Raw genomic sequence first — 21,880 nt, 5'->3', positions numbered from 1 at the left:
AACTCTCACTAAGGAGACGCCATGGGCGCATTGGATGGAAAGGTCGCGGTCGTCACGGGCGCCGGCCGGGGGATCGGGCGGGAGCACTCGCTCCTGTTCGCCTCGCTCGGTGCGAGCGTCGTCGTGAACGATCTCGGTTCGAGCAACGCCGGTGAAGGCGTGGATGCAGGCCCGGCGGCGGATGTCGCCGCCGAGATCAAGGCCGGAGGCGGACGTGCGGTGGCCAACGGGGCGAACGTCGCCGAATGGGACGGCGCGAAGGCGCTGGTCGATCAGGCCCTCGAGGAGTTCGGCCGCCTCGACATCGTCGTCAACAATGCCGGCATCCTGCGGGACGGATTCATCCCGTCGCTCGAGGAATCACAGTGGGACGCCGTGATCGGCGTCCACCTGAAGGGGCACTTCAATGTGATGCGCCACGCGGCGGCTCATTGGAAGGCCGAGTCGAAGGCGGGCAGGCAGCCGCGAGCGGCAGTGGTCAACACGGCGTCCGCCTCCGGTGTCACGCTCCCGAACGCAGGGCAGTCCAACTACGGGGCGGCGAAGGCGGCGATCGCAGCGTTGACGCAGGTGGCCGCGGAGGAACTCGACAGGTACGGAGTGCGCGTGAATGCGATCGCGCCGATCGCACGCACCCGGCTCACCCTCGCGACGCCGGGGATGGGAGCGATCATGGAGGCCGCGATGGAAGATGAGGGGTTCGACGCGTTCAGTCCAGCCAACATCTCACCGGTCGTCGCTTATCTGGCGTCCGATCTGTGCGCCATCACCGGCAAGGTGTTCGCCGTGCAGGGTGGGGCGATATCGGAGCTGGCGGGCTGGCACGACGTGAAGACGATCGAGACCGACGGTCCGTGGACCGTCGACGACATCGCGGCGAGGCTCCCATGATCGAGTGGTCCGACACCGACGTCATCATGCGGGACGCGATGCGCGACTTCGTCAAAGCGCATGTCCGTCCCCAGCTCGACGACCTCGAGCACGGTGATCTCCCGCCCTATCCGATGATGCGGAAGCTGTGGAGCGAGTTTGGCCTCGATGTGATGGCCACCGAAGCGCTGTCCGGACACCTCGCGACACAGCGCAAGAAGGCCGAGGCTCCGAGCGACAGCGTGACGAAGGGGAGGGGTGGCGGCCTCGGCGATGTCGGCGCGCAGGTGTCGATGGGTGCCGCGATCCTCGCCGAACTCGCAGGTGTGAGCCTCGGGTCCGTCGCCGCTGTCGGTGTGTCGTTGGGGCTCGGAGCGGCGACGATCATGTCGCGAGGCACCCTCGCGCAACAGGAACGATGGCTGCCCGATCTGGTCACCCTGGACAAGATCGCGTCGTGGGCGATCACCGAGCCCGACTCGGGCTCGGACGCGTTCGGTGGGATGAAGACCTACGTGCGGCGGGATGGTACCGACTACATCCTGAACGGGCAGAAGACGTTCATCACGAACGGCCCGTACGCCGACACTCTCATCGTCTACGCCAAGCTGGACGAGGGCGACGAGTCGGTGGCTCCGCGGGATCGCAAGGTCCTGGCCTTTGTGCTCGACTCCGGAATGCCGGGACTCACGCAGGGCAAACCGTTTCGCAAGATGGGCATGCACTCGTCGCCGACGGGTGAGCTGTTCTTCGACGACGTCCGACTCACACCCGATCGGCTCCTGGGAGAGACCGAGGACCACGGCGGCGGCGACGGCCGGGAGAGCGCGCGGCAGAGCTTCACCGTCGAGCGCATCGGAGTCGCCGTGCTGGCGCTCGGCATCATCAACGAGTGCCACCGGCTGTCGATCGACTATGCGAAGACGCGGACGCTGTGGGGTCAGAACATCGGATCGTTCCAGCTCATCCAACTGAAGCTGGCGAAGATGGAGGTGGCGCGCATCAATGTGCAGAACATGGTCTTCGCCGCCATCGAGGGTTTGAGTTCGGGCCGACTCCCGTCACTCGCCGAGGCGTCGGCCGCGAAACTCTACTCGTCGGAGATCGCGACAGAAGTGGCGATGGACGCTGTGCAACTGTTCGGCGGCAACGGCTACATGTCGGAGTACCGGGTGGAGCAACTCGCGCGAGACGCGAAGTCGTTGATGATCTACGCGGGTACCAATGAAGTCCAGGTGACACACATCGCCAGAGGCCTGCTCGGTTAGGTCGCGTCTTCCAGGTGGAGGCGGTGCAGTACGGGCAGCAGGAAATCGCGCGCGTACTGCTCCGCACCGCCGGGCTCGCGGAGGCCGAGGTCGGTGTCCGAAATGAGCGTGAGGGTGTGGAACTGCCGGGCCGTGTGTTCGGCGAACCGGGTCGCCTGCCGAGGCGAGAGGTACCCGTCGTCGAGGAACGACGTGATGAACTCCGTGCCGCGATTCAGTGCCGAACTCGACGACGTGACCACATATGGAAGCAGTAGATCGGGGTTCAGGCGGAGGATCGGGGCCAGCGCCGGGTGGTCGTCTAACAGCCGATACGCGTGCGCGAAGCTGCATACGATCCGCTCGTCCTGATCGTCGTATCGGCGCACGGTCTCTTCGAGTTCTCGGAAGAACTTGTCGAGTTCCGCTCGAACGGCGGCCTTCACGAGCGCATCCCGCCCGGAGAAGTGTTTGTAGAGGGTGGCGCGGCCGACGTCGGCTTCGCGCGCGATCTCGTCCATCGCGAGTTTCCGCAGGCCGGTGGCATGCGCGATGGCGACGACGGCGTCGAGGATGCGCGCCTTCGCGCCACCTGCCTCGGTGCTCGGCGTCGTTGAAGCGAGTCGGACCATGCCTCGAGTTTAGGTGGAGACAAAAAGACAGTAATTGTCTACTCTTGTGTGAGGGTAGTCATACATCAATCCTCGGGTGATCACCCGAGGGAGACGAAGGAGTGTTCGCCATGGTCTCGTCCAGAACGTCGGCGCCGGAATCGCTGAATCCTGAAGCGCTCGACCCAGAAGGGGCGACCTCTGCGGCAGCGAACGCAGCGGGGCGCGACGCCTTGGGAGATCGGCTCATCCAGGGGTCGATGCGTCGGTCCTTCAACTCGAACATCGACGTCGATTGGGATGCGCCCCAGGATCCGGATCTGTTCTATCTGCCGCCGGAGATGATGTCGCTGTACGGCACCCCGCTCTGGGAGTCGATGACACATCGCCAGCGAGTGGAGTTGTCTCGACAGGAGGCGGCGAACACCCTGACCCGCGCGGTGTGGTTCGAGAACACCCTCAACCAGGGACTGCTGCGCGCGATGCTCCACCAGGACCCGACATCGCGAAACGTGCACTACGCCCTCACCGAGATCGGCGACGAGACGCGTCACATGGTGATGTTCGGGCGAGCGGTGTCCGCCATCGGTGCGCTGCCGTACCGCCTGTCCCGCCGCGAAGCCCTCGCCGTCCAGGCGATGCCACTCGCGTACCGCGGCCTCATGCTGTGGGTCGCCGCACTGTGCGGCGAAGAGGTGATCGACGAGAGCCAGAAGCAGAACGCCCGGCATCCTGACGTCCAACCGATCATGCTGCAGGTGTTCCGCATCCACGTGACGGAAGAAGCCCGCCACATTCGATATGCGAGAGAGGGCGTGCGCAGGCGAATCGCGCGGGCCCCCTGGTGGGAGCGGCAGTTCGTGGCGACGGCGAACGGAGGAGCCGCCTTCATCCTGCGGCGGCTCTACTACGACAAAGAGGTCTACCGACGCTGCGGGCTGCCGGTTCGGGAGGCCATGCGGCAGGCGCGGAACAACGAACAGGTCCGAGCCAGGCGTCGGGAGTCGTTCGAAGGGCTCTACGAGTTCCTCACCGAGAACGGTCTGCTCAATCCGATCTCCCGGCTCTTGTGGCGCAGCCACGGATTCCTCTGATGAGCGTCGACTGTGAGGTGCTGGCCGTCGGAGCCGACACCGGTCGACGCCTGCGTGAGCGAGGAGTCGCCGGATCGGTGGTGGTGGACGACGTCGTCGACGAGGTGTTCCATCCCGACGCCGACCGCTGGATCGTGACGAGCGCAGACGGACGGACTTTTCGCGCGCGAATCGTCGTCGCCTCGAAGCGTGCTGTCGCCGATGGGCCGGCCGCGTATCTGGGGATCGCCGAGAACGGCGCACCGAACCGATGGATCGTCGACGAAATCGGCCCGATGAGGCTCGGCAGTCAAGTGGCGTTCGTCGGTGACGCGATCGAGGCGATGCGCGATGCGCGATTCTCCCGCGTCGAGGTCAAACGTCATGTTCAAGGCCAGTACGCGAGGGCGGCGTCGCCGAGTTCATTGCTTGCAGCTCTCCGTTCACCACGCCCACGCCTCGCCGATTTCGAGTTCACGACGGCCAGAGATCGCGAGGACGACGACGAGTATCACGGCCCGGCATCGGTCATCGACGACAACGGCGTTGCCCATCCGGTGACCGCTCATCTCCTAGCGCAGTACCAACCCGTCGCGAATACCGTCGTCTGGACCGGCCGCCTCGAACCGTCCGCCGCGATCTCGTCACTTCACACACGTCTGCGGCAGTCGGTGCTCTTGAGCACTCCGGGCAGTGAGCCCGTGCCTGCTCTGCTCGTCGACGGCGACCCGTGGGGCGGTGTCCACGTTGCGGGCGACGGTGCCAGTCCCTATCCGATGCCCTACTGAACAGGATTGCTCGATGCCGTATCTGATCACCCAGAACTGCTGTGCGGACGCGGCGTGTGTCGCCGCCTGTCCGGTCGGCTGCATCCACCCGGCACCCGGCGAACCGGGTTTCGCCACCAGCGACATGCTGTACATCGATCCTCGAGTCTGCATCGACTGCGGAGCGTGCGCGGACGCGTGTCCCGTCAACGCGATCGTGTCCGATCGAGCACTCGGCCCCGCCTCCGAACCATATGTCGCGATCAACGCCGACCACTACGGGGCCGACGACACACTGTCGCCGGTGTTCTCCGTCAGCACGGCTCCAGAGCCGACAGTCACCTCACGTGACCCGCTGCGGGTGGCGGTAGTCGGAGCAGGTGCCGCAGGCTTCTACACCGCTAAGGAACTGTTGCACCACCCCGGCGTTGTGGTCGACATGTACGAGCGGCTCGATGAACCGTACGGACTGGTGCGCTTCGGGGTGGCTCCGGATCATCCGGAGACCAAACGGGTGACCGAGCAGTTCGTGTTCCCTCCGTCAAAGGCCGCACGATTCGCTCTGCACAGCGGAGTCGAGGTGGGAGTCGACCTAAGCCTCGCCGAACTGCGCCGACGCCATCAGGCGGTGGTCCTCGCCCATGGGGCTCACGGAGAGCGATCCCTGAACGTCGACGGCGAGGATCTCGTAGGTGTGATCGGCGCGATGAGCTTCGCCAACTGGTACAACGGGCACCCTGACGAGAACCACGACGGCCCGCCCATGGGGTCCGCGCGAGCAGTCGTGATAGGCAACGGGAACGTGGCGCTCGACTCGGCGCGTATGCTCGTCGCCGGCCGACGGACTGCGCGCGGGCTCCTCACCGCTCGCGTCGAGCAGGCCCTCGCCTCGAGCATGATCTCGGAAGTGGTGGTGCTCGGTCGTCGTGGTCCGCGGGAGGCGTCGTTCACGCTCGGCGAACTGCTCGAGCTCGCCGCCCTCGACGAGGTCGGCCTCGTCGTCGAGAACGCGTCTGCCGCCGAACTGACACCGAACGAGTCCGACGGCCCGGCGATGCGTCGAGTTCTCGGAATCCTCGGTGACGCCGCTCGCGTACAGCCGAGATCCGGACGACGGGTGACGTTGCGTTTCCACACCTCGGTCACCGGGTTCGTCGGCGACCGTGCCGTCACGGGAGTGTGCACCGACAGCGGCACCATCGATGCCGAGCTCGTGATCCGTGCGATCGGATTCGTCGGGACGCCCGTCGACGGTGTCGACCTCGACTCCGCGACGCGGACCGTCGGCAACCGCGGCGGACGGGTGATCGACGCCGCAGGCGAGACCGTCCTGGGTCTGTATTGCGTCGGGTGGACAAAACGAGGAGCGCAGGGTGTCATCGGATCCAACCGGGCCTGCGCCGCCGAGACGGTCACCGCGCTCATCGACGACCACCGGACCGGGAGGCTCGGCGCGGCGACGCCTCCCAGGCGACGGCTCCTGCGTACTCGACAGGCGGCGATACGGTGAAGCGAACACTCGAACTGGCGGGCAGGACTGTACTGATCACCGGAGCGGCGGGAGGCATCGGCTCGGCGACCGCCCGTGTGTTCGCCGCTCACGGCGCACGTGTCGTCGCGACCGACATCGACCACGAGGCGGCGCAGGCACTGACAGGGGAACTCGGGACCGGCCACGGGTTCTCGTACCGTCTGGACGTCACCGACCCCGACGAGGTGGATGACGTGTTCGACCGCGCGGAGCACGATGCCGGTCCCGTGGACGTGGTGGTCAACAACGCCGGCATCATGCCGATCACCGCGTTCGTCGACGAGTCCGCAGCGTCGGTCCGCAGGCAGCTCGCGATCAACGTCGAAGGTGTGGTCCATGGTTGCCAGGCGGCGCTGCGGCGAATGACACCCCGCGGTACCGGGGCCGTCGTGAACGTAGCGTCGGCGGCAGGCCGGATCGGCTATCCGGGAGTGGCGACGTACAGCGCCACCAAATTCGCCGTCGTGGGGCTCACCGACACGCTCGCGCGCGAATATGCTGACTCCGGAGTCGTATTCACCTGCGTCATGCCGAGTCTGGTCAACACCGACCTCGCCTCCGGCGTTCCCCAGCACCGGCTGTTGCGGACCTTGGAGCCGATCGAGGTCGCGACCGCGATCGTCGATGGTGTGCGGCACCGGAGCAGGCACGTCACCGTTCCGAACTGGTTGGGGTCAATGAACACATTGCACTCGGTACTGCCCACGCGCGTCGGCGACGGCATGCTCAGACGGTTGGGCGCGGACCATCAGATTCTCGACTCGGCGGGCGTTTCAGAACGCCGCGCGTACGAGGAGCGTGCCACGGGCAGGGGAGCGGGATGCTGACTCGAGTGGCAGACCTCCTGGACACTGCTGCGCGAACCGTACGATCCGCGCTGGTCGTGGCCCGATCCGGAGTCGCCGACGTCACCCGGCCGGACCACGCACTGGCCTCGGTCATCGACATGCGGACCATCGGCCCACTCGCCACACCGGTCGCCTCGAGTGCCCGTCGGTACCCGGATCGGATCGCGGTGATCGACGGTGACCGATCTATCAGCTACGCCGAGCTCGACGCGGCGTCGTCGGCGCTCGCCGCGTCGCTCGTAACACGCGGGTGCACACAAGGACGCACCGTCGGAGTCCTGTGCCGGGACGGCATCGGGTCCATGCAAGCGATGATCGCGGCGTCCAAGACGGGCGCGAGGGTGGTCCTGCTGAACACTGCGATGGCCGGACCTCAAGTGGCCGACATCGTGGCGCGCGAGCACGTCACCCTGCTGGCGTACGACGCCGAGTTCTCCACGATCGCCGAGATGTGCGAGGTGACGGACCGGGTCGTCGTGAACGGCGGCGTCCCAGGTGAGGAGAGCGTCGCCGACCTCATCGCGGAGGGCGTCAGATCGACGCCCGCGCCGCGCCCGAAGCGTCCGGGCTCGATGGTGCTGCTCACCGGCGGTACCACCGGGCTTCCGAAGGGTGCCGAACGCAGTGTTCGCAATCCTCTCGACGCGGCCGGTCTCATCGAGCGGATTCCGCTCCCACGCTGCGGAGTCGTGGTGTGCGCGGCGCCCCTGTTCCACGGCACAGGGCTGAGCCAGGTCCTCTACTCGATGTCGCTCGGCAGCACCATCGTCCCTGCGGCGGGCCGATCGCCGGGCGAATTGTGGGAGCTCATAGAGCGGCACCGTGCGACGTCGATCGTCCTCGTTCCGACGATCCTTCAACGACTCCTCGCCGTCCCCGATCACATGAGGTTCGACGCGTCGACCGTCGAAGTGATCTTCACGGCGGGCTCCCTGCTCCCGGGGCCGGTCGCGGTCGCGGCGCTCGACCGATTCGGCCCGGTCCTCTACAACCTGTACGGGTCGAGCGAGGTCAGCGTCGTCTCGGTCGCGACACCGGAGGACCTCGCGGCGGCTCCGACCACCGCGGGCCGCCCGCCGTCCGTCGTCCGGACCAGGATCTACGACGAGAATGCCAGGGTGATCAGCGAACCCGGACGGGTCGGATCGATTCACGCGGGGAGTGCTCTCGCCTTCGACGGCTACACCGGCGGCGGGACGAAAGACCGCATCGACGGGCTGCTTGCCACCGGCGACCGCGGTCACTGGGACGCCGACGGCAGACTGTTCGTCGACGGTCGGGACGACGACATGATCGTGTCCGGCGGAGAGAACGTGTACCCCGGCGAAGTCGAGGACCTGATCCTCGCGCACGACGACGTGCTCGACGCGGCCGTCGTCGGAACGCCCGACGACGAGTTCGGTCAGCGGCTGGTGGCCGTTGTCGTCCGCGGAGCCGGATCCACCGTGACCGCAGACGAGATCCGAGCTCATGTGAAGCAGAACCTGGCGCGGTACAAGACGCCGCGCGAGGTGCACTTCGTCGACGATCTGCCCCGTACCGCCGCCGGGAAGCTGCTGAGGCGAACGCTGGTGGAGCGTTACCGCCAGAATTCGAACAACGCCCAGCCGTAGCTGATGAACGGCGAGTCGATGCCGAAGGTGTCCATCACCGTGTACACGATGTTGAAGAACGTCCTGTTCAGTACGGGGATGTAGAGCAGGACGAACACGATCAGAAATCCGAACGGTGCGACCTTGGCGACCGAGCGGCGTGTCTCGTGCGAGAGGTACGGCTCGATCGCGCCGAAACCGTCGAGCCCGGGGACTGGCAGCATGTTCAGCAGAACTGCCGTGAACTGCAGGAATGCCAACAGTGCCAGCGCCGAGTACAGATTCAGGCCTGCGAGGTCGTCGCCGGGGGCGAGCCCCACCAGGACCGCACACAGCACCAGGCCGATCAACAGGTTCGCCGCAGGACCCGCGAGCGACACCTTGGTCCGCTGTTCCGGGGTGAAGCCGGCCTCGTTCACGTAGACCGCTCCGCCGGGGAAGCCGATGCCGCCGAGCGCGATGATCAACAGCGGGAACCCGATCGACATGGCCGGGTGGGTGTACTTCAGCGGATTCAACGTCAGGTACCCGCGGAGCTCCGCCGAGCGGTCGCCGAACCGGAATGCGGTGAACGCGTGAGCGAACTCGTGCAGCGACAGCGAGATCACCCATCCGCTCAACACGAGCAACACGGCGCCGACAGCCGCGGTCGCGCTGTCGTCCTCGCCGGAGTCGATCAACAGGTAGACGCCGAGTCCGAACGCCGCGCACAAGCCGAGGAACACCGGTCCGGGACGGACCGACTTCAGTGCAGCAGCGGTGGGTGTCGTCACGTCGCGACCAGCTTCCAGTCGATGTGATGGCGGTAGAAGGTCGACCGCTTCACCACCCGCTCGGTGAGCACACCTTCACGTTCGACGACCACGTTGGTCCCGCCCGTCTGGACGGCGCGCCCGGCGTGCCAGCCGCCCGGCAGCCTGCGTGCGACACGCCCGCGGACCCCTGGCTCGTCAACGGTGGGCTCGATCTCGACGGCTGTCGCCTCCCCGTTGAACAGGCGATGCGAATCCACGTACGTCTCGCCGTGCAGTCGTGCGCCCTCCGCACCCAGATGCCGCGCCCGTCCGACGAGCACGGTGGCGGCGTCGTCGCGGATCAAGGGGAGCGTCCGGGCCACGCCGGACTCGGCGAGAGCGATCGCCCTGGCGCCGTGCTTGAGGCCGTACACCTTGGTCGCAGGTGTCGAATGCGGTGCGATGTAGGCGATCTCGACGTCGAGACGGTCGTTCTTCATCAGCGCCGCCACCACCTGAGACAGAAAGACGTCCGGGTCGACGCCGGATTCGGCCGCGGCCGGAGGCGACACGATGAGGCGCGTCAGGTCGGCGTCGGTCAGGGCATCCGCGACAAGTTGGGCCGCTGTGAGGCCACCGTCTTCCGACCTCGACGGCGTGAGATGTGTTGCTGCCACTCGACCAGCCTAACCAGCGGCTCACGCCACGCCCGTGGACTCGCCGCTGAAGACACTCGGCGACCAGTAGGCGCTCGCGGCCCTCGACCCGATAGGGTAGTGCCGAACAGGAGGAGCACCAGACATGGCTGCGATTGTGCTCATCGGCGCCCAGTGGGGCGACGAAGGCAAAGGTAAGGCGACAGATCTGCTCGGCGAGAAGCTGCAGTGGGTGGTCCGCTACCAGGGTGGAAACAATGCGGGACACACGGTTGTCCTGCCGAACGGTGAGACGTTTGCACTCCACCTCATCCCGTCCGGCATTCTGACACCGGGCGTCAACAATGTGATCGGCAACGGCGTCGTCGTCGACCCGAGTGTTCTGCTCGCTGAACTCAAGGGCCTCGAAGACCGCGACGTCGACACGTCGCGCCTGCTGCTGTCGGCGGACGCTCACCTGCTGATGCCGTACCACGTCGCCATCGACAAGGTCACCGAGCGATTCCTCGGCAACAGCAAGATCGGCACCACAGGCCGCGGCATCGGTCCCTGCTACCAGGACAAGATCGCGCGCGTGGGCGTGCGTGTCGCCGACGTACTGGACGAGAAGATCCTGACCCAGAAGGTCGAAGCGGCCCTCGAGGTCAAGAACCAGATCCTCACCAAGATCTACAACCGGAAGGGCCTCGACCCGAACGAGGTCGTCGACGGCACCCTCGAACTCGCCGAAGGATTCAAGCACCGCATCTCCGACACGCGTCTGCTGCTGAACCAGGCGCTCGAGCGCGGCGAGACGATCCTGCTCGAAGGGTCGCAGGGCACTCTCTTGGACGTGGACCACGGCACCTACCCGTATGTGACGTCGTCCAACCCGACCGCAGGAGGCGCGGCTGTCGGCGCGGGCATCGGTCCGGGCCGCATCGACACCGTTCTCGGCATCCTGAAGGCCTACACCACCCGCGTCGGCGAGGGCCCGTTCCCGACGGAGCTGTTCGACGAGTGGGGCGCGTACCTCGCCAAGACCGGCGGCGAAGTGGGTGTCACCACCGGCCGTGCACGTCGCACCGGCTGGTTCGACGCCGTCATCGCGCGCTACGCAACGCGGGTCAACGGCATCACCGATTACTTCCTCACCAAACTCGACGTGCTGTCGAGTCTGGAGACGGTCCCGATCTGCGTCGCGTACGAGGTCGACGGCGAGCGTGTCGACGACATGCCGATGACGCAGACCGGCTTCCACCACGCGAAGCCGATCTATGAAGAGATGCCCGGCTGGTGGGAGGACATCTCCGGCTGCCGCACGTTCGAGGATCTGCCCAAGAACGCACAGGACTACGTCCTGCGGCTGGAAGAGCTGTCGGGCGCGCACATCTCCTGCATCGGAGTCGGTCCCGGGCGTGACCAGACCATCGTCCGTCGTGAGATCGTCTGAGGATCGTTAGAGTCCTCTCATGAGGATGCCGGGGATCAGCAGAGACTACGGTTCGGTTCTGCTCGGTTCGGCTGACCAGTCGAGCCGCAGCCAACGAGTGCGGATCCAGACGTTCCTCACCATCGCGATCGTCACGGCGAACGTGATCGGCATCGTGATCGCGATCTGCCTGGTGCTGTTCGGCATCCCGGAGCCGTCGTTCCTACGGCGTGATCTGGTGCTGATCAACTTCGTAGCGGTGCCGGTCTACATCGGAGTGGCCCTGCTGCTCGGTGTGGTCGTCGGAACGGCGTCGACCGTCAAAGCGGTCCGGTGGTCGATCGACGGGGAGGTCCCGTCTCGCGACGACGCCAAGAGGGCACGCCGTGCTCAGCGCCGACTCGTCCTCCTGCAAGGTGTGCTGTGGATCGGCGGCGCGGGTGTCCTCGGCCTGCTGTACGGGCTCGCCGATCCCGAACTGATCCCCAAGACGGTCCTGATCATCCTGATGTGCGGACTCGTCGTGGTGTCGATCGCGAGTCTGTTCACCGAGATCCTGCTGCGACCGGTGTGGGCGAGGATGATGCAGGCCGGCCTCGGCATGCGCGGCGGCACGGTCCGGTCCCGCGCCTTCACCAGTTGGTTCATCGGCACGGGCGTGCCGCTGCTCGGCATCACGTTCGTCGTCCTGTTCGGCGCGATCCGCGGCGAGACGAGCAGCACCAGCGTGCTCATCTCTGTCACAGTGCTCGCGGTGATCGCGGGGGCGGTCGGCCTGCTGACCACGTCGCTGTTCGTCTGGAGCATCACCGGGCCGCTTCAGAGTGTGCGTGCAGGGATGGCACACGTCCGCAACGGCGCAGTCGATCGAGACGTCGACCTCGTCGTCTACGACGGCTCCGAGCTCGGCGAACTGCAGTACGGCTTCAACACCATGGTCTCGGGGCTGCGGGAGCAGGAGCGACTGCGAGACCTGTTCGGACGGCATGTCGGGCGTGACGTCGCCGCCGCCGCTCTGCGCAGCGACCCGGAGCTCGGTGGAACCGAGCAGGTCGTCGCCGTGGTTTTCGTCGACGTGATCGGGTCGACGACGATCGCCGAGAAGCGCTCACCGACCGAGGTCGTCGCCCTGCTCAACAGGTTCTTCGCGGTCATCGTCGACGCCACTGAACGCAACCGTGGTCTGGTCAACAAGTTCGAGGGCGATGCGGTCCTCGCGATCTTCGGCGCACCAGTCGAACTCGATGAGCCGGCAACCGCAGCGCTCACCGCGGCACGGGAGATCGCCGACGGCCTCGCCGCCGACGTTCCGGAACTGACGGCGGGCATCGGCGTGAGCCACGGGACAGTCGTCGCAGGCAACGTGGGCGCCGTCCAGAGATTCGAGTACACGGTGATCGGTGATCCGGTCAATGAGAGCGCTCGACTCTCCGAAGTCGCCAAAGACGATCCCCGCCGTCCGGTCGCGTCGGCTCGTGCGATCGACGCCGCATCCCCCGGCGAGGCCGCACATTGGTCGCTGCTACGTGAGATGACGCTCCGCGGTCGTACCGAATCGACGCCCGTCTACCGCGCAACCTAGTGTCGCCACCCTGTTCCTTGTGCAGTCGCCGTACCCGCCGTACCCACTCAACCCGTGGCCGACGCCAGACGCTTCGACTCGCTGCGCTCGCTCAACGAGCAGTAGGGCGTCCGTCGTCAACGAGCCGCGGCCCTCGTCGACGAACGCGGCTTTCGTTGACGTAAACCGACGCTTCGTTGGCAAATGCGGCCTTTGTGAAGGCCGCGTTTGTCTGTGAGGGTCGCGGCGAGGTCGTGGTGGGTGTGAAGGGCTTTGTTCGCCTGTGCTCGGCACTCCGAAGATGCTGGGGACGACGGGAGATGGCCAGTTCGGCGTGAATCAGCCCGTTCTCGTCGTGGACATGGCTTTTTGGTGTTGCTCCCGTGGGGAGCGGCCGCGCTGGACGTCGCCCGCGACTTTCACTGACAGACGCGGCCTTCAGGGAGGCCGCGTTTGCCAACGAGGTGTCGGTCGGTGTCGAGGAGTGCAGCGTTTCCTCAGTCGAGGCAGAACTCGTTGCCCTCGGGGTCGGCCATGACGATGTAGCCACCCTCCATCGGCGGGACGGGATCCTGGCGGCGCACACGGTTCGCGCCGAGCGACGTCAGGCGAGTGCACATGTCTTCCAGTGCTGACATGCGGTCGTCGCCGACGAGGCCGGGCGCCCCGCGCACATCGAGGTGCACACGATTCTTGACGACCTTGTCCTCCGGTACCTGCTGGAAGAACAGTCGCGGGCCCACTCCGTCGGGATCCTCTGCAGCAGACCGGGCGTTCCGTTGTGAGACAGGCACACCGAGATCGGCGAGAAAGGTGTCCCACGCGTCGAAGGGATCATCGCCCGGTCCGATCTCGATGCCGGGCGGGCCTGGAACGCGGTAGTCGAGGACAGCTGCCCAGAAGCGCGACTGGCTCCGCGGATCGTGGGCGTCGAAGGTGACCTGGATGTCGAGACTCATGATTCCTATCCGTGGTGTCGGTGCCACGCGGCTCGGCCGCGCGCGTACTCGGGTCGGTCGCGGTAGACGAACTCGAAGCCCTGGGCTGCGCTCTCCGAGTTGACGGGCAGTATTCCGAAGACATCCTCCGGCAGTAGGCCGACAGTTGCGATGTACGCGGTCGGCGTCGCGGTCCCGAACTCGCGTGACTTCGGGATGTAATCGACTCGGGGCAGTTCAACGCCGGGAAACATCGTCGCGACGCGGGCGTTGTCCTGCGAGGACTGCTTCACCGCGAGGTTCTGCGATGCCTTCTTCACTGAGTCGAACATGCCCATTCACCGAGCGTACTTCCATCGAATGCCGTCGTGGCCGATGCGGACGGGGTTGCCCGTAAACTGCCGGGTATGGCGTCTACAGTGATCGGCACCCCGCTGAGTCCGACCGCGGTCAAAGTCCTCCTGCTCGGTTCGGGTGAGCTCGGCAAAGAGGTGACCATCGCGCTGCAACGGTTCGGCGTCGAAGTCGTCGCAGTTGATCGATACGCCGACGCACCCGCTCATCAGGTGGCGCATCACGCCGAAGTGATCGACATGACTGACGCCGTGCAGGTCCGTGCCGTCATCGACAAGCACAAACCGCACTACGTGCTCCCGGAGATCGAGGCGATCGCCACCGACGCGCTCGAAGCGGTCGAGAGTGAAGGCGTCGCCGAGGTGATCCCGAGCGCCAAGGCAGTGTCGGCCACGCTCGATCGCGAACGGATCCGTCGTCTCGCCGATGAAGAACTTGGACTCCCGACGTCGCCCTACCTGTTCGCGGGCTCGTTGGATGAGATGCGCCGCGCCGTCACGAGCATCGGGTTCCCGTGTGTGGTGAAGCCAGTGATGTCGTCGTCGGGAAAGGGCCAGAGTGTGCTCAAGGGCCCCGACGACGTCGATGCGGCATGGGAGGCGGCGAGGACCGGTGCCCGGGTCAACAACGACCGTGTGATCATCGAGGGCTTCGTCGACTTCGACTACGAGATCACGCTGCTCACCGTGCGCGCGGTCGACCCGTCGACCGGCAGACTTGCGACCTACTTCTGTGATCCCATCGGGCATCGCCAGGTGTCCGGCGACTACGTCGAGAGCTGGCAGCCTCAGCCGATGAGCGAGATCGCCTACGGCACCGCGCGATCGGTTGCCGCACGGATCGCCACCGCGATGGGTGACGGTGAAAGCACCGGCCGCGGGGTGTTCGGTGTTGAACTGTTCGTCAAGGGCGACGAAGTGTACTTCTCCGAGGTCAGCCCCCGTCCGCACGACACGGGATTGGTCACGATGGCCACGCAGCGACTGTCGGAGTTCGAACTCCACGCGCGGGCCGTCCTCGGGCTTCCTGTCGACACCACCGCGGTGTCGCCGGGAGCGTCTGCCGTCATCTACGGCCGACACGAAGCCGTCGGCATCAAATTCGCCGGAGTCGCCCAGGCGCTTGCCGACCCGGCCGTCGACGTGCGGCTGTTCGGCAAACCGGAGAGCTTCGCGCGCCGGCGGATGGGAGTTGCAGTCGCCACCGCCCCGTCCACCGACCTCGCGCGCCAGAAGGCCACGCGTGCGGCAGAGCTCGTTCAACCGCTCGCCGCTGATGCGGCCGAGCCGACAGCGCCGCCCACCGTCGCGCAGGCGACGGTCGCAGTCAAGCGTCCGCAGCCCGCACCGACCAGGCCGCCGATGCCACGGGGCGGGCCCATGGGCCAGCCTCCACGTCCGCCCATGGGACGTCGGGGCGGACCGCGCCCGGGACCGACAGGACCCGCAGGTCCGCGGCCTGTCGCACCGCCTCCGCCAGGTGCGGGCGGGCATCCCGGTCCGCCCCGCAGGCCGGGCCCGCCACCGGCCTGATCCGTGCCTCACCTGAGGAAAACCTGAACAGTTTCGTAACACCTGTGTATGCGGGGTCCGATAGACCGGTTAAGGGCGGACACGCTTCCACCTGTTGCTCTATCAGACGAGACGAAAGGTATTCCTCATGAAGAAGACCCTGACACGTGCTGCCGTCGGCATCGCCGCGGCGGGCGCAATCGGTGCAAGCTCGCTTGTCGCTGCTCCGGCTCAGGCCGCAGGCCCCGGTGATCTCCAGATCATCGGCGGCGTCACCTGTACGTTCAAGCTCTGGGGCCCCAACTGGTCCGACGGCCCCGTGTGGCAGATGAACCGTTTCATGGGCGTCAAGAACATCGGCGGCTCGACGATGACCGGGGTGACCGTCACCGAGTTCGGCGGACCGACCCGATGGGTCAAGGCCGACAAGGACAAGAAGACCAAGACCGGTGAGCTCAAGCCCGGCCAGACCGCGATCCTGTGGAACGACAAGTGGAAGGGCTGCTGGCCCGCGTCGATCTCCGGCTACACGATCGGCCAGCAGGTCGAGAACCCGTTCAACAACGCAGGGTACTGGCAGAACGTGAAGCGTTCGCAGCCGAAGCCGTAGCCCGCGACGACAGAAAAGGTCCGTCCCTTTCGGGACGGACCTTTGTCATCTGTGCAGATCAGACCTTGTCAGGTTCGGACGCGGCCAGCATGTCGTGGCGCTCGACGACCTTGATGCGATCACGGCCCTGCTCTGCTCCGAGCGCGCGCTCGTGCTCGTCGAGGCGGTTCCAGCCGTCCCACGTGGTGAACGGGATCTTGCGCTCTTCGAGCAGCGCGACGATCGCGTCTTCCGCAGGGGTGGCAGGGGTGTTCAACGAGCCGGCCTTCATGTCGTCGAGAATGCACTCGACGGTCTCGTTGGCGTCGCCCTTGGTGTGGCCGATGAGACCGACGGGGCCGCGCTTGATCCAGCCGGTCGTGTACAGCCCGGTCAGATGAGCGCCGTCGTCGAAGATTCGCCCGGCCTCGTTCGGGATGACGCCGGCCTGGCTGTCGAAGGGGAGACCCGGCAGATTGTCCGAGAGGTACCCGACCGCGCGGTAGATGGCGGTGACGTCCCACTCGCGGATCGCACCGGTCGGCTTCACATTGCCCGTGCCGTCGAGCTCGGTGCGCTCGGTGCGGAGACCGACAACCTTGCCGTCCTCACCGAGGACCTCAACGGGGTTCTCGAAGAAGTGCAGGAACAGCTTGTGGATCGCGCCCTGCTTCGGCTCTCGGATCGCGTAGTTCTCGATGATCGTCGCGACCTGGTCGGTGATCTTGCTGCTGCGGCGAGCGACGGCCGAGCCCTCGTCGTACTCGATGTCCTCGGGATCGACGATCACCTCGATGTTCGGCGAATGATCAAGCTCCTTGAGCTCGAGCGGCGTGAACTTGGCCTGTGCCGGACCACGTCGACCGAACACGTGCACCTCGATCGCCTTGTTCGACTTGAGGCCTTGGTAGACGTTGTCCGGGATCTCCGTCGGGAGAAGCTCGTCGCCGGTCTTGGCGAGGACGCGCGCCACGTCGAGCGCAACGTTGCCGACGCCGATGACGGCGACCTTCTCCTCCTCCAGCGGCCAGGTGCGCGAGAAGTCGGGGTGGCCGTCGTACCAGGCGACGAACTCGCCTGCGCCGTAGCTGCGCTCGAGATCGATACCCGGGATGTGCATGCCGCGGTCGTCGGTGGCGCCGGTCGAGAAGACGATGGCGTCGTAGTGGGCGCGCAGATCGTCCAGCGTGATGTCGGTGCCGTAGTCGATGTTGCCGAGCAGACGGACCTGCGGCTTGTCGAGAACCTTGTGCAGAGCGTTGATGATGCCCTTGATGCGCGGGTGGTCCGGCGCGACGCCGTAGCGGATCAGGCCGAACGGAGCGGGCATGCGCTCGTAGAGGTCGATGCTCACGCCGCGTTCGCCGGCGGTGTCCGACTTCATCAGGGCATCGGCACAGTAGATGCCTGCCGGTCCGGCGCCGACGATGGCGACCCGCAACGGGCGGTTGGTGTCAGTCATGTGCTCGTGCTTCCTCAGCTGGATGGAATGCTGTCGTCTCTTACGTTAGGTCGTGTGCGGTCCCTGCCAAAATCTCTAAGTGAGGTGAACCTCAGTCGGCCCGGGCGTGAGGGAAACTCTTGACGATCGGGACCCGGTATGCCGCGCTGAACTGGGCGGGACGCCCCGCCGACCACCGCCGCCCAACTCGATAGACTCGGGACCTATGAGCGCGAAACAGCCCGACAGCACCGACGTGCCCGCCGAGGAGCAGGCCCCGAAGACGTGGCGGGACGCGCTGCCTTTCATCATCGCGTTTGTTGTGGTCCTGCTCGCCGTCGGATTCATCGGGATCCGGCATTGGACCAATCCCGCCGAGGAACGGCTGACCGATTCCGCGCAGGTTCAGAACGTCGTCAACGACATGTACACGGCGCGCAACTCTCTCGACTACGAGAAGTTCCGCAGTACGCAGTGCGAGAAGAACCTGGCCGACGCCACTTTCCCGAAGTCGTTGGACTTCGCCAATCAGAACAGGGCGGAACGCGATCGTGACGGCAAGCTGATCGTCCCGAGTATGGACGTCGAAGTGGCTGGTGATCGGGCTGCGGTGACCGTGACCGAGAAGCGCGAGAACAAGGGCGTCGAGACCAAGACCGAACTCACCGTGGTCAAGCAGGGTGACGAGTGGAGGGTGTGCGCAGCATGACGTATTCAGGAGACATTCCGGTCACCGACGCGTGGGCCAGGCTCCGGGACAATCCGAGAGCCGTGCTCGTCGACTGCCGTACACGTGCGGAGTGGAACTTCGTCGGGGTCCCCGACATCACCTCGCTCGGCAAGCAGACCGTGTTCGTCGAGTGGGTTGATTACCCGAACGGCGCCCGCAACCCGCACTTCGTCGACGAGCTCCGGGCTGCGGGTGTGACGGAGGACGACGAAGTGCTCTTCCTGTGCCGATCTGGCCAACGGTCCATCGGTGCCGCGGAAGCCGCGACCGCGGCGGGCTTCCAGACGGCGTTCAACATCACCGAAGGCTTCGAAGGCGCGACCGATGCCGCGGGGCATCGTGGGGGCGCCGGGTGGCGCGCAGAATCTCTTCCCTGGCGACAGCCGTAAGGAGCAATCACCATGAGTAACAAGCTTCCCGATTGGGTGTCGCCGGAGACCCTCGCCGTCCGCGGCGGGCTGATGCGTTCCGGCTTCTTCGAGACCTCGGAGGCGCTGTACCTCAACAGCGGTTATGTGTACGACTCCGCCGAGGCGGCCGAACGCGCCTTCACCGGTGAGGACGAGCGCTTCGTCTACACGCGCTACGGCAACCCGACGGTCGCCATGTTCCAGGAACGTCTGCGGCAGATCGAGGGCACCGAGGCTGCGTTCGCCACCGCCAGCGGGATGGCTGCGGTCTTCGTCGCCCTCGGCGCAATCTGCAAGAAGGGAACGCGCCTCGTCGCCGCGCGCAGTCTGTTCGGCTCGTGCTTCGTGATCTGCAACGAGATCCTCCCGTCGTGGGGCGTCGAGACGGTGTTCGTCGACGGTGAAGACCTCTCGCAGTGGGAGGAGGCGCTGTCGAAGCCGACCGACGCCGTGTTCTTCGAGACGCCGTCCAACCCGATGCAGACGCTCGTCGACATCCGCGCTGTCGCAGACATGGCGCACGCCGCGGGCGCGCAGGTGGTCCTCGACAACGTCTTCGCCACACCGCTTCTGCAGCGGGGCCTCGACTTCGGTGCCGACGTGATCGTCTACTCGGGCACCAAGCACATCGACGGCCAAGGGCGCGTGATGGGCGGCGCGGTGCTCGGCACGACGGAGTTCATCGACGGACCGGTCCGCGAGTTGATGCGGCACACCGGGCCGGCGTTGAGCCCGTTCAACGCGTGGACGATGCTCAAGGGTCTGGAGACGATGAAGGTGCGACTCGACCAGTCGGTGTCGTCCGCACTGCGCATCGCGGAGTTCCTCGACGCGGACCCCCGCGTCGCGAAGGCGATCTACCCGTTCCTCACCTCGCACCCGCAGTACGACCTCGCGCGTGCCCAGATGGCGGGCGGTGGCACCGTGATCACCTTTGAACTCGATGCACAGCCCGGGAAGTCGGGCAAGGAGCGGGCCTTCGAAGTGCTCAACAAACTGCAGGTGATCGACATCTCGAACAACCTCGGCGACGCGAAGAGCCTGATCACGCATCCGGCGACCACCACGCACCGCGCAATGGGTCCGGAGGGACGCGCCTCGATCGGTCTCACCGACGCGATGGTTCGCCTGTCGGTCGGGCTCGAAGGCACCGACGACCTCCTCCGCGACCTCGACCAAGCGCTCGGCTGATGAACTGGTGAATTCTTGTCGTACAGCGACGAGAATTCACCAGTTCGTGCACGTTCATGGATCCTTATGCGGGTTTCATGCGTCTAAGGAGTATGGGGGACTCTGGGAATATTGAGGAATTCCTGGCTGACCACGATGGGGTGATCACCAGCGCACAGGCGGTTCGTCTCCTGTCGCTGGACGACGGGATTCACCAATTCATCGGAGCTGCCTGTCGATATCAACCGGACAAGCCGAGAGCGGACAGCACGGTCCGGAACTTCGCTTCCGTCTCAGCCACCTCGTCGTCCGGATCGGAACCGGCGACGATGCCGCCACCCGCCCACGTCGTCACGCCGGTGTGTGCGGCGTCGAGTTCGAGGCATCGAATCGAGACGAGCCACTGGCCGTCACCTGAGGCGTCGCACCAGCCGACCGCGCCGGCGTAGAAGTCGCGGGGACCTTCGATCTCAGCGATCAGCTCGGCTGCCGACGTTGTCGGAGTTCCGCATACGGCGGGCGTCGGGGACAGAAGTGCGGCGAGGTCGAGTGAGGTGGTCGAGGCATCCGCCAGGACGCCGCGGATCGGTGTCGCGAGATGCCAGACCGTCGGAGTGGACTGAATCTGCGGTCCCTCGGGCACGTCGAGCTCGGTGCAGAGCGGACGGAGCGCGTTCACCAGGGAGTCGACGACGAAAGCGTGTTCGCGGAGGTCCTTGTCGGAAGCGCGCAATGATTCGACGGCTGCGCGGTCGGCCACGGCGTCGCCCCAGCGAGGTGCGGTGCCCGCAAACGGGTGGCAGGTCACGACCCGGCCGGATCGTCGGACGAGGAGTTCTGGACTCGCGCCGATCAGCCAGTGCCCCCTGCGGCCGGCGGCGTCCAGAGGGACGGCGAACGCGGTGGTCGTCGTCGCGTTGGGACCTGGCACGAACCGTGATGCGACGGCGGCGGGGTCGATCGGATCCTCGAACCGAAGGTCGAGTGTCCGGGCCAGAACCACCTTGCCGACTCGGCCGTCATCGATGGCGGCGAGAGCGGACCGCACGCGGTCGGCGTGCACGTCGGCCGGGGTGATCGTGGAGGTGGCTCGACCGAACCCGTCGGGGACGGTGACAAAGGGTTCGGCCGGCCCGAACGTCTGGGGCGCGATCAGCGCGGCGACGCCGGTCGGGTCGAAGCCGAAAGCGCCGGTCACCGCGACGGCGTCACCAGCGGCGAGCGCGTCGTGCGCCTTCCCGACGCTGCTGAACTCGGCGGACACGCCGGAGCCGCGAAGGGTGCGGGTTGGTGAGGAGAAGAACGAGCTGAAGGTCACTGTGCCAGACCGGCGGGCGGCTCGGGCCGGTCGCGACGCTCGGCCGGCTGGGGCGGCAGAGGTGGAATCGGCGGCAGTGTCGGCGGGGCCGACAGGCCGGAGTCGAGTCCGGGCGCGAGGGTCGTCGCAGCGGCTGCCTCCTCGAACTCGGAGATGCCACGTTCCACGGCCGCCAGTGGGTCGGCCTTCGCGTTCGCGGGCAGGGCCCAGATCGTCACCAGACGCTGATCGAGTTCCCGCGCGGTGAGCAGCAGGCGTGCGCGTTCGTCGAGCTGGGCCACGTCGGCGTTGCCGATTGTCGCGTCGAGGGCTTTGGCCGCGTCCCGAATCCGGCGATGCAGGCGAGCCTCGGGATCGTGCGAGCCTGCCCATGACGCGGGGACGACGACGTCCACGCCGGGAATGTGCGTCGCCGCAGCCTGCGACTTCTTCCCCGACCTCGCCAGCGCGACTGCGAAAGCGGCCGTCAATCCTGCGACCACCGCGAGCACAAGCAGGATCACCACGACGATCATTGA

22 protein-coding genes are annotated in these 21,880 nt (G+C 66.3%); 14 read left to right on the top strand and 8 right to left on the bottom strand.

Annotation, left to right across the window (positions count from 1 at the left end; translation table 11 throughout):
• Positions 1-21: 21 nt before the first annotated feature.
• Together JVX90_RS16270 and JVX90_RS16265 are read left to right on the top strand one after the other, a co-directional pair.
• The gene (locus tag JVX90_RS16270) at positions 22-891 is read left to right on the top strand and encodes an SDR family oxidoreductase (protein ID WP_205329729.1); all 870 of its coding nucleotides are present in this window, start codon (positions 22-24) and stop codon (positions 889-891) included.
• Entirely contained in the window at positions 888-2,138 is a 1,251-nt protein-coding gene (locus JVX90_RS16265; RefSeq protein ID WP_205329728.1) for an acyl-CoA dehydrogenase family protein, read from the top strand. The genes JVX90_RS16270 and JVX90_RS16265 overlap by 4 nt, the downstream gene beginning before the upstream one ends.
• Here JVX90_RS16265 and JVX90_RS16260 read toward each other — a convergent pair.
• Positions 2,135-2,749, bottom strand: coding sequence for a TetR/AcrR family transcriptional regulator (locus JVX90_RS16260; RefSeq protein ID WP_205329727.1), 615 nt, complete (start codon positions 2,747-2,749; stop codon positions 2,135-2,137). The two genes, JVX90_RS16265 and JVX90_RS16260, sit on opposite strands and share 4 nt — an antisense overlap.
• A gap of 110 nt (positions 2,750-2,859) precedes the next feature.
• Here JVX90_RS16260 and JVX90_RS16255 point away from each other — a divergent pair, with 110 nt between their 5' ends.
• The 5 genes from JVX90_RS16255 to JVX90_RS16235 are packed head-to-tail and all read left to right on the top strand — an operon-like array spanning position 2,860 to position 8,560.
• On the top strand, positions 2,860-3,822 hold the full coding sequence (locus JVX90_RS16255) for a diiron oxygenase (protein ID WP_205329726.1): 963 nt from the start codon (positions 2,860-2,862) through the stop codon (positions 3,820-3,822).
• A complete protein-coding gene (locus tag JVX90_RS16250) occupies positions 3,822-4,589 on the top strand; it encodes a DUF4873 domain-containing protein (RefSeq protein ID WP_205329725.1) in 768 nt (255 codons plus the stop codon). Before JVX90_RS16255 ends, JVX90_RS16250 begins: the two co-directional genes overlap by 1 nt.
• Positions 4,590-4,602: 13 nt before the next feature.
• Positions 4,603-6,078 carry an FAD-dependent oxidoreductase gene (locus JVX90_RS16245; RefSeq protein ID WP_205329724.1) on the top strand — a complete coding sequence of 492 codons (1,476 nt, stop codon included), beginning with the start codon at positions 4,603-4,605 and terminating at the stop codon, positions 6,076-6,078.
• Entirely contained in the window at positions 6,075-6,926 is an 852-nt protein-coding gene (locus tag JVX90_RS16240; RefSeq protein ID WP_205329723.1) for an SDR family oxidoreductase, read from the top strand. Before JVX90_RS16245 ends, JVX90_RS16240 begins: the two co-directional genes overlap by 4 nt.
• Before the next feature lie 5 nt (positions 6,927-6,931).
• Positions 6,932-8,560 carry an AMP-binding protein gene (locus JVX90_RS16235; RefSeq protein ID WP_240193925.1) on the top strand — a complete coding sequence of 543 codons (1,629 nt, stop codon included), beginning with the start codon at positions 6,932-6,934 and terminating at the stop codon, positions 8,558-8,560.
• Here the strand turns inward: JVX90_RS16235 and JVX90_RS16230 are convergent.
• Entirely contained in the window at positions 8,527-9,312 is a 786-nt protein-coding gene (locus tag JVX90_RS16230; protein WP_205329721.1) for a site-2 protease family protein, read from the bottom strand. The two genes, JVX90_RS16235 and JVX90_RS16230, sit on opposite strands and share 34 nt — an antisense overlap.
• Positions 9,309-9,950, bottom strand: coding sequence for a hypothetical protein (locus JVX90_RS16225; protein WP_205329720.1), 642 nt, complete (start codon positions 9,948-9,950; stop codon positions 9,309-9,311). The genes JVX90_RS16230 and JVX90_RS16225 overlap by 4 nt, the downstream gene beginning before the upstream one ends.
• A gap of 124 nt (positions 9,951-10,074) precedes the next feature.
• Here JVX90_RS16225 and JVX90_RS16220 point away from each other — a divergent pair, with 124 nt between their 5' ends.
• Positions 10,075-11,361 (top strand): adenylosuccinate synthase, encoded by a 1,287-nt coding sequence (locus tag JVX90_RS16220; protein WP_008379538.1) that lies wholly within the window; start codon positions 10,075-10,077, stop codon positions 11,359-11,361.
• A gap of 25 nt (positions 11,362-11,386) precedes the next feature.
• A complete protein-coding gene (locus tag JVX90_RS16215; RefSeq protein WP_205332459.1) occupies positions 11,387-12,922 on the top strand; it encodes an adenylate/guanylate cyclase domain-containing protein in 1,536 nt (511 codons plus the stop codon).
• A 476-nt stretch (positions 12,923-13,398) separates the two neighbouring features.
• Here JVX90_RS16215 and JVX90_RS16210 read toward each other — a convergent pair whose 3' ends face one another.
• Both JVX90_RS16210 and JVX90_RS16205 read right to left on the bottom strand, forming a co-directional pair.
• Entirely contained in the window at positions 13,399-13,860 is a 462-nt protein-coding gene (locus tag JVX90_RS16210; protein WP_205329719.1) for a VOC family protein, read from the bottom strand.
• Positions 13,861-13,865: 5 nt separating this feature from the next.
• Entirely contained in the window at positions 13,866-14,177 is a 312-nt protein-coding gene (locus JVX90_RS16205) for a hypothetical protein (RefSeq protein WP_205329718.1), read from the bottom strand.
• Between the two features lie 69 nt (positions 14,178-14,246).
• On the opposite strand from JVX90_RS16205, the gene purT reads away from it, so the two are divergent.
• Both purT and JVX90_RS16195 read left to right on the top strand, forming a co-directional pair.
• Positions 14,247-15,725 carry a formate-dependent phosphoribosylglycinamide formyltransferase gene (gene purT, locus JVX90_RS16200; RefSeq protein ID WP_205329717.1) on the top strand — a complete coding sequence of 493 codons (1,479 nt, stop codon included), beginning with the start codon at positions 14,247-14,249 and terminating at the stop codon, positions 15,723-15,725.
• 127 nt (positions 15,726-15,852) lie between these two features.
• The gene (locus JVX90_RS16195; protein WP_008379531.1) at positions 15,853-16,314 is read left to right on the top strand and encodes a hypothetical protein; all 462 of its coding nucleotides are present in this window, start codon (positions 15,853-15,855) and stop codon (positions 16,312-16,314) included.
• A 58-nt stretch (positions 16,315-16,372) separates the two neighbouring features.
• Here the strand turns inward: JVX90_RS16195 and JVX90_RS16190 are convergent, their stop codons facing one another.
• Positions 16,373-17,755 carry an FAD-dependent oxidoreductase gene (locus tag JVX90_RS16190; RefSeq protein ID WP_205329716.1) on the bottom strand — a complete coding sequence of 461 codons (1,383 nt, stop codon included), beginning with the start codon at positions 17,753-17,755 and terminating at the stop codon, positions 16,373-16,375.
• Positions 17,756-17,960: 205 nt separating this feature from the next.
• Between JVX90_RS16190 and JVX90_RS16185 the strand changes: the two genes are divergently transcribed.
• The 3 genes from JVX90_RS16185 to JVX90_RS16175 are packed head-to-tail and all read left to right on the top strand — an operon-like array spanning position 17,961 to position 20,065.
• On the top strand, positions 17,961-18,443 hold the full coding sequence (locus JVX90_RS16185; protein ID WP_205329715.1) for a DUF4878 domain-containing protein: 483 nt from the start codon (positions 17,961-17,963) through the stop codon (positions 18,441-18,443).
• Positions 18,440-18,853 (top strand): rhodanese-like domain-containing protein, encoded by a 414-nt coding sequence (locus JVX90_RS16180; protein ID WP_205329714.1) that lies wholly within the window; start codon positions 18,440-18,442, stop codon positions 18,851-18,853. Before JVX90_RS16185 ends, JVX90_RS16180 begins: the two co-directional genes overlap by 4 nt.
• A 12-nt stretch (positions 18,854-18,865) precedes the next feature.
• Positions 18,866-20,065 carry an O-succinylhomoserine sulfhydrylase gene (locus JVX90_RS16175; protein ID WP_205329713.1) on the top strand — a complete coding sequence of 400 codons (1,200 nt, stop codon included), beginning with the start codon at positions 18,866-18,868 and terminating at the stop codon, positions 20,063-20,065.
• Positions 20,066-20,285: 220 nt separating this feature from the next.
• Here the strand turns inward: JVX90_RS16175 and JVX90_RS16170 are convergent, their stop codons facing one another.
• Complete coding sequence (locus tag JVX90_RS16170; protein WP_205329712.1) at positions 20,286-21,362, bottom strand: isochorismate synthase; 1,077 nt, start codon at positions 21,360-21,362, stop codon at positions 20,286-20,288.
• Positions 21,359-21,877: a hypothetical protein gene (locus JVX90_RS16165; protein WP_205329711.1), complete on the bottom strand. Its 519-nt coding sequence runs from the start codon at positions 21,875-21,877 to the stop codon at positions 21,359-21,361. Before JVX90_RS16165 ends, JVX90_RS16170 begins: the two co-directional genes overlap by 4 nt.
• Positions 21,878-21,880: the final 3 nt, after the last annotated feature.

It is taken from the genome of Gordonia sp. PDNC005 (genome assembly GCF_016919385.1).
Classification (GTDB): Bacteria; Actinomycetota; Actinomycetes; order Mycobacteriales; family Mycobacteriaceae; genus Gordonia.
The sequence above is the reverse complement of the archived record's forward strand: the minus strand, read 5'-3'. Positions and strand labels throughout refer to the sequence as shown.

Bases quoted from the DNA above. Each gene is read 5' to 3' on its own strand.
- purT (WP_205329717.1), top strand. From the start codon at position 14,247: ATGGCGTCTACAGTGATCGGCACCCCGCTGAGTCCGACCGCGGTCAAA.
- JVX90_RS16260 (WP_205329727.1), bottom strand. From the start codon at position 2,749: ATGGTCCGACTCGCTTCAACGACGCCGAGCACCGAGGCAGGTGGCGCG.
- JVX90_RS16215 (WP_205332459.1), top strand. From the start codon at position 11,387: ATGCCGGGGATCAGCAGAGACTACGGTTCGGTTCTGCTCGGTTCGGCT.
- JVX90_RS16165 (WP_205329711.1), bottom strand. From the start codon at position 21,877: ATGATCGTCGTGGTGATCCTGCTTGTGCTCGCGGTGGTCGCAGGATTG.
- JVX90_RS16210 (WP_205329719.1), bottom strand. From the start codon at position 13,860: ATGAGTCTCGACATCCAGGTCACCTTCGACGCCCACGATCCGCGGAGC.
- JVX90_RS16220 (WP_008379538.1), top strand. From the start codon at position 10,075: ATGGCTGCGATTGTGCTCATCGGCGCCCAGTGGGGCGACGAAGGCAAA.
- JVX90_RS16205 (WP_205329718.1), bottom strand. From the start codon at position 14,177: ATGGGCATGTTCGACTCAGTGAAGAAGGCATCGCAGAACCTCGCGGTG.
- JVX90_RS16255 (WP_205329726.1), top strand. From the start codon at position 2,860: ATGGTCTCGTCCAGAACGTCGGCGCCGGAATCGCTGAATCCTGAAGCG.
- JVX90_RS16190 (WP_205329716.1), bottom strand. From the start codon at position 17,755: ATGACTGACACCAACCGCCCGTTGCGGGTCGCCATCGTCGGCGCCGGA.
- JVX90_RS16270 (WP_205329729.1), top strand. From the start codon at position 22: ATGGGCGCATTGGATGGAAAGGTCGCGGTCGTCACGGGCGCCGGCCGG.
- JVX90_RS16195 (WP_008379531.1), top strand. From the start codon at position 15,853: ATGAAGAAGACCCTGACACGTGCTGCCGTCGGCATCGCCGCGGCGGGC.
- JVX90_RS16185 (WP_205329715.1), top strand. From the start codon at position 17,961: ATGAGCGCGAAACAGCCCGACAGCACCGACGTGCCCGCCGAGGAGCAG.
- JVX90_RS16180 (WP_205329714.1), top strand. From the start codon at position 18,440: ATGACGTATTCAGGAGACATTCCGGTCACCGACGCGTGGGCCAGGCTC.
- JVX90_RS16250 (WP_205329725.1), top strand. From the start codon at position 3,822: ATGAGCGTCGACTGTGAGGTGCTGGCCGTCGGAGCCGACACCGGTCGA.
- JVX90_RS16175 (WP_205329713.1), top strand. From the start codon at position 18,866: ATGAGTAACAAGCTTCCCGATTGGGTGTCGCCGGAGACCCTCGCCGTC.
- JVX90_RS16245 (WP_205329724.1), top strand. From the start codon at position 4,603: ATGCCGTATCTGATCACCCAGAACTGCTGTGCGGACGCGGCGTGTGTC.
- JVX90_RS16265 (WP_205329728.1), top strand. From the start codon at position 888: ATGATCGAGTGGTCCGACACCGACGTCATCATGCGGGACGCGATGCGC.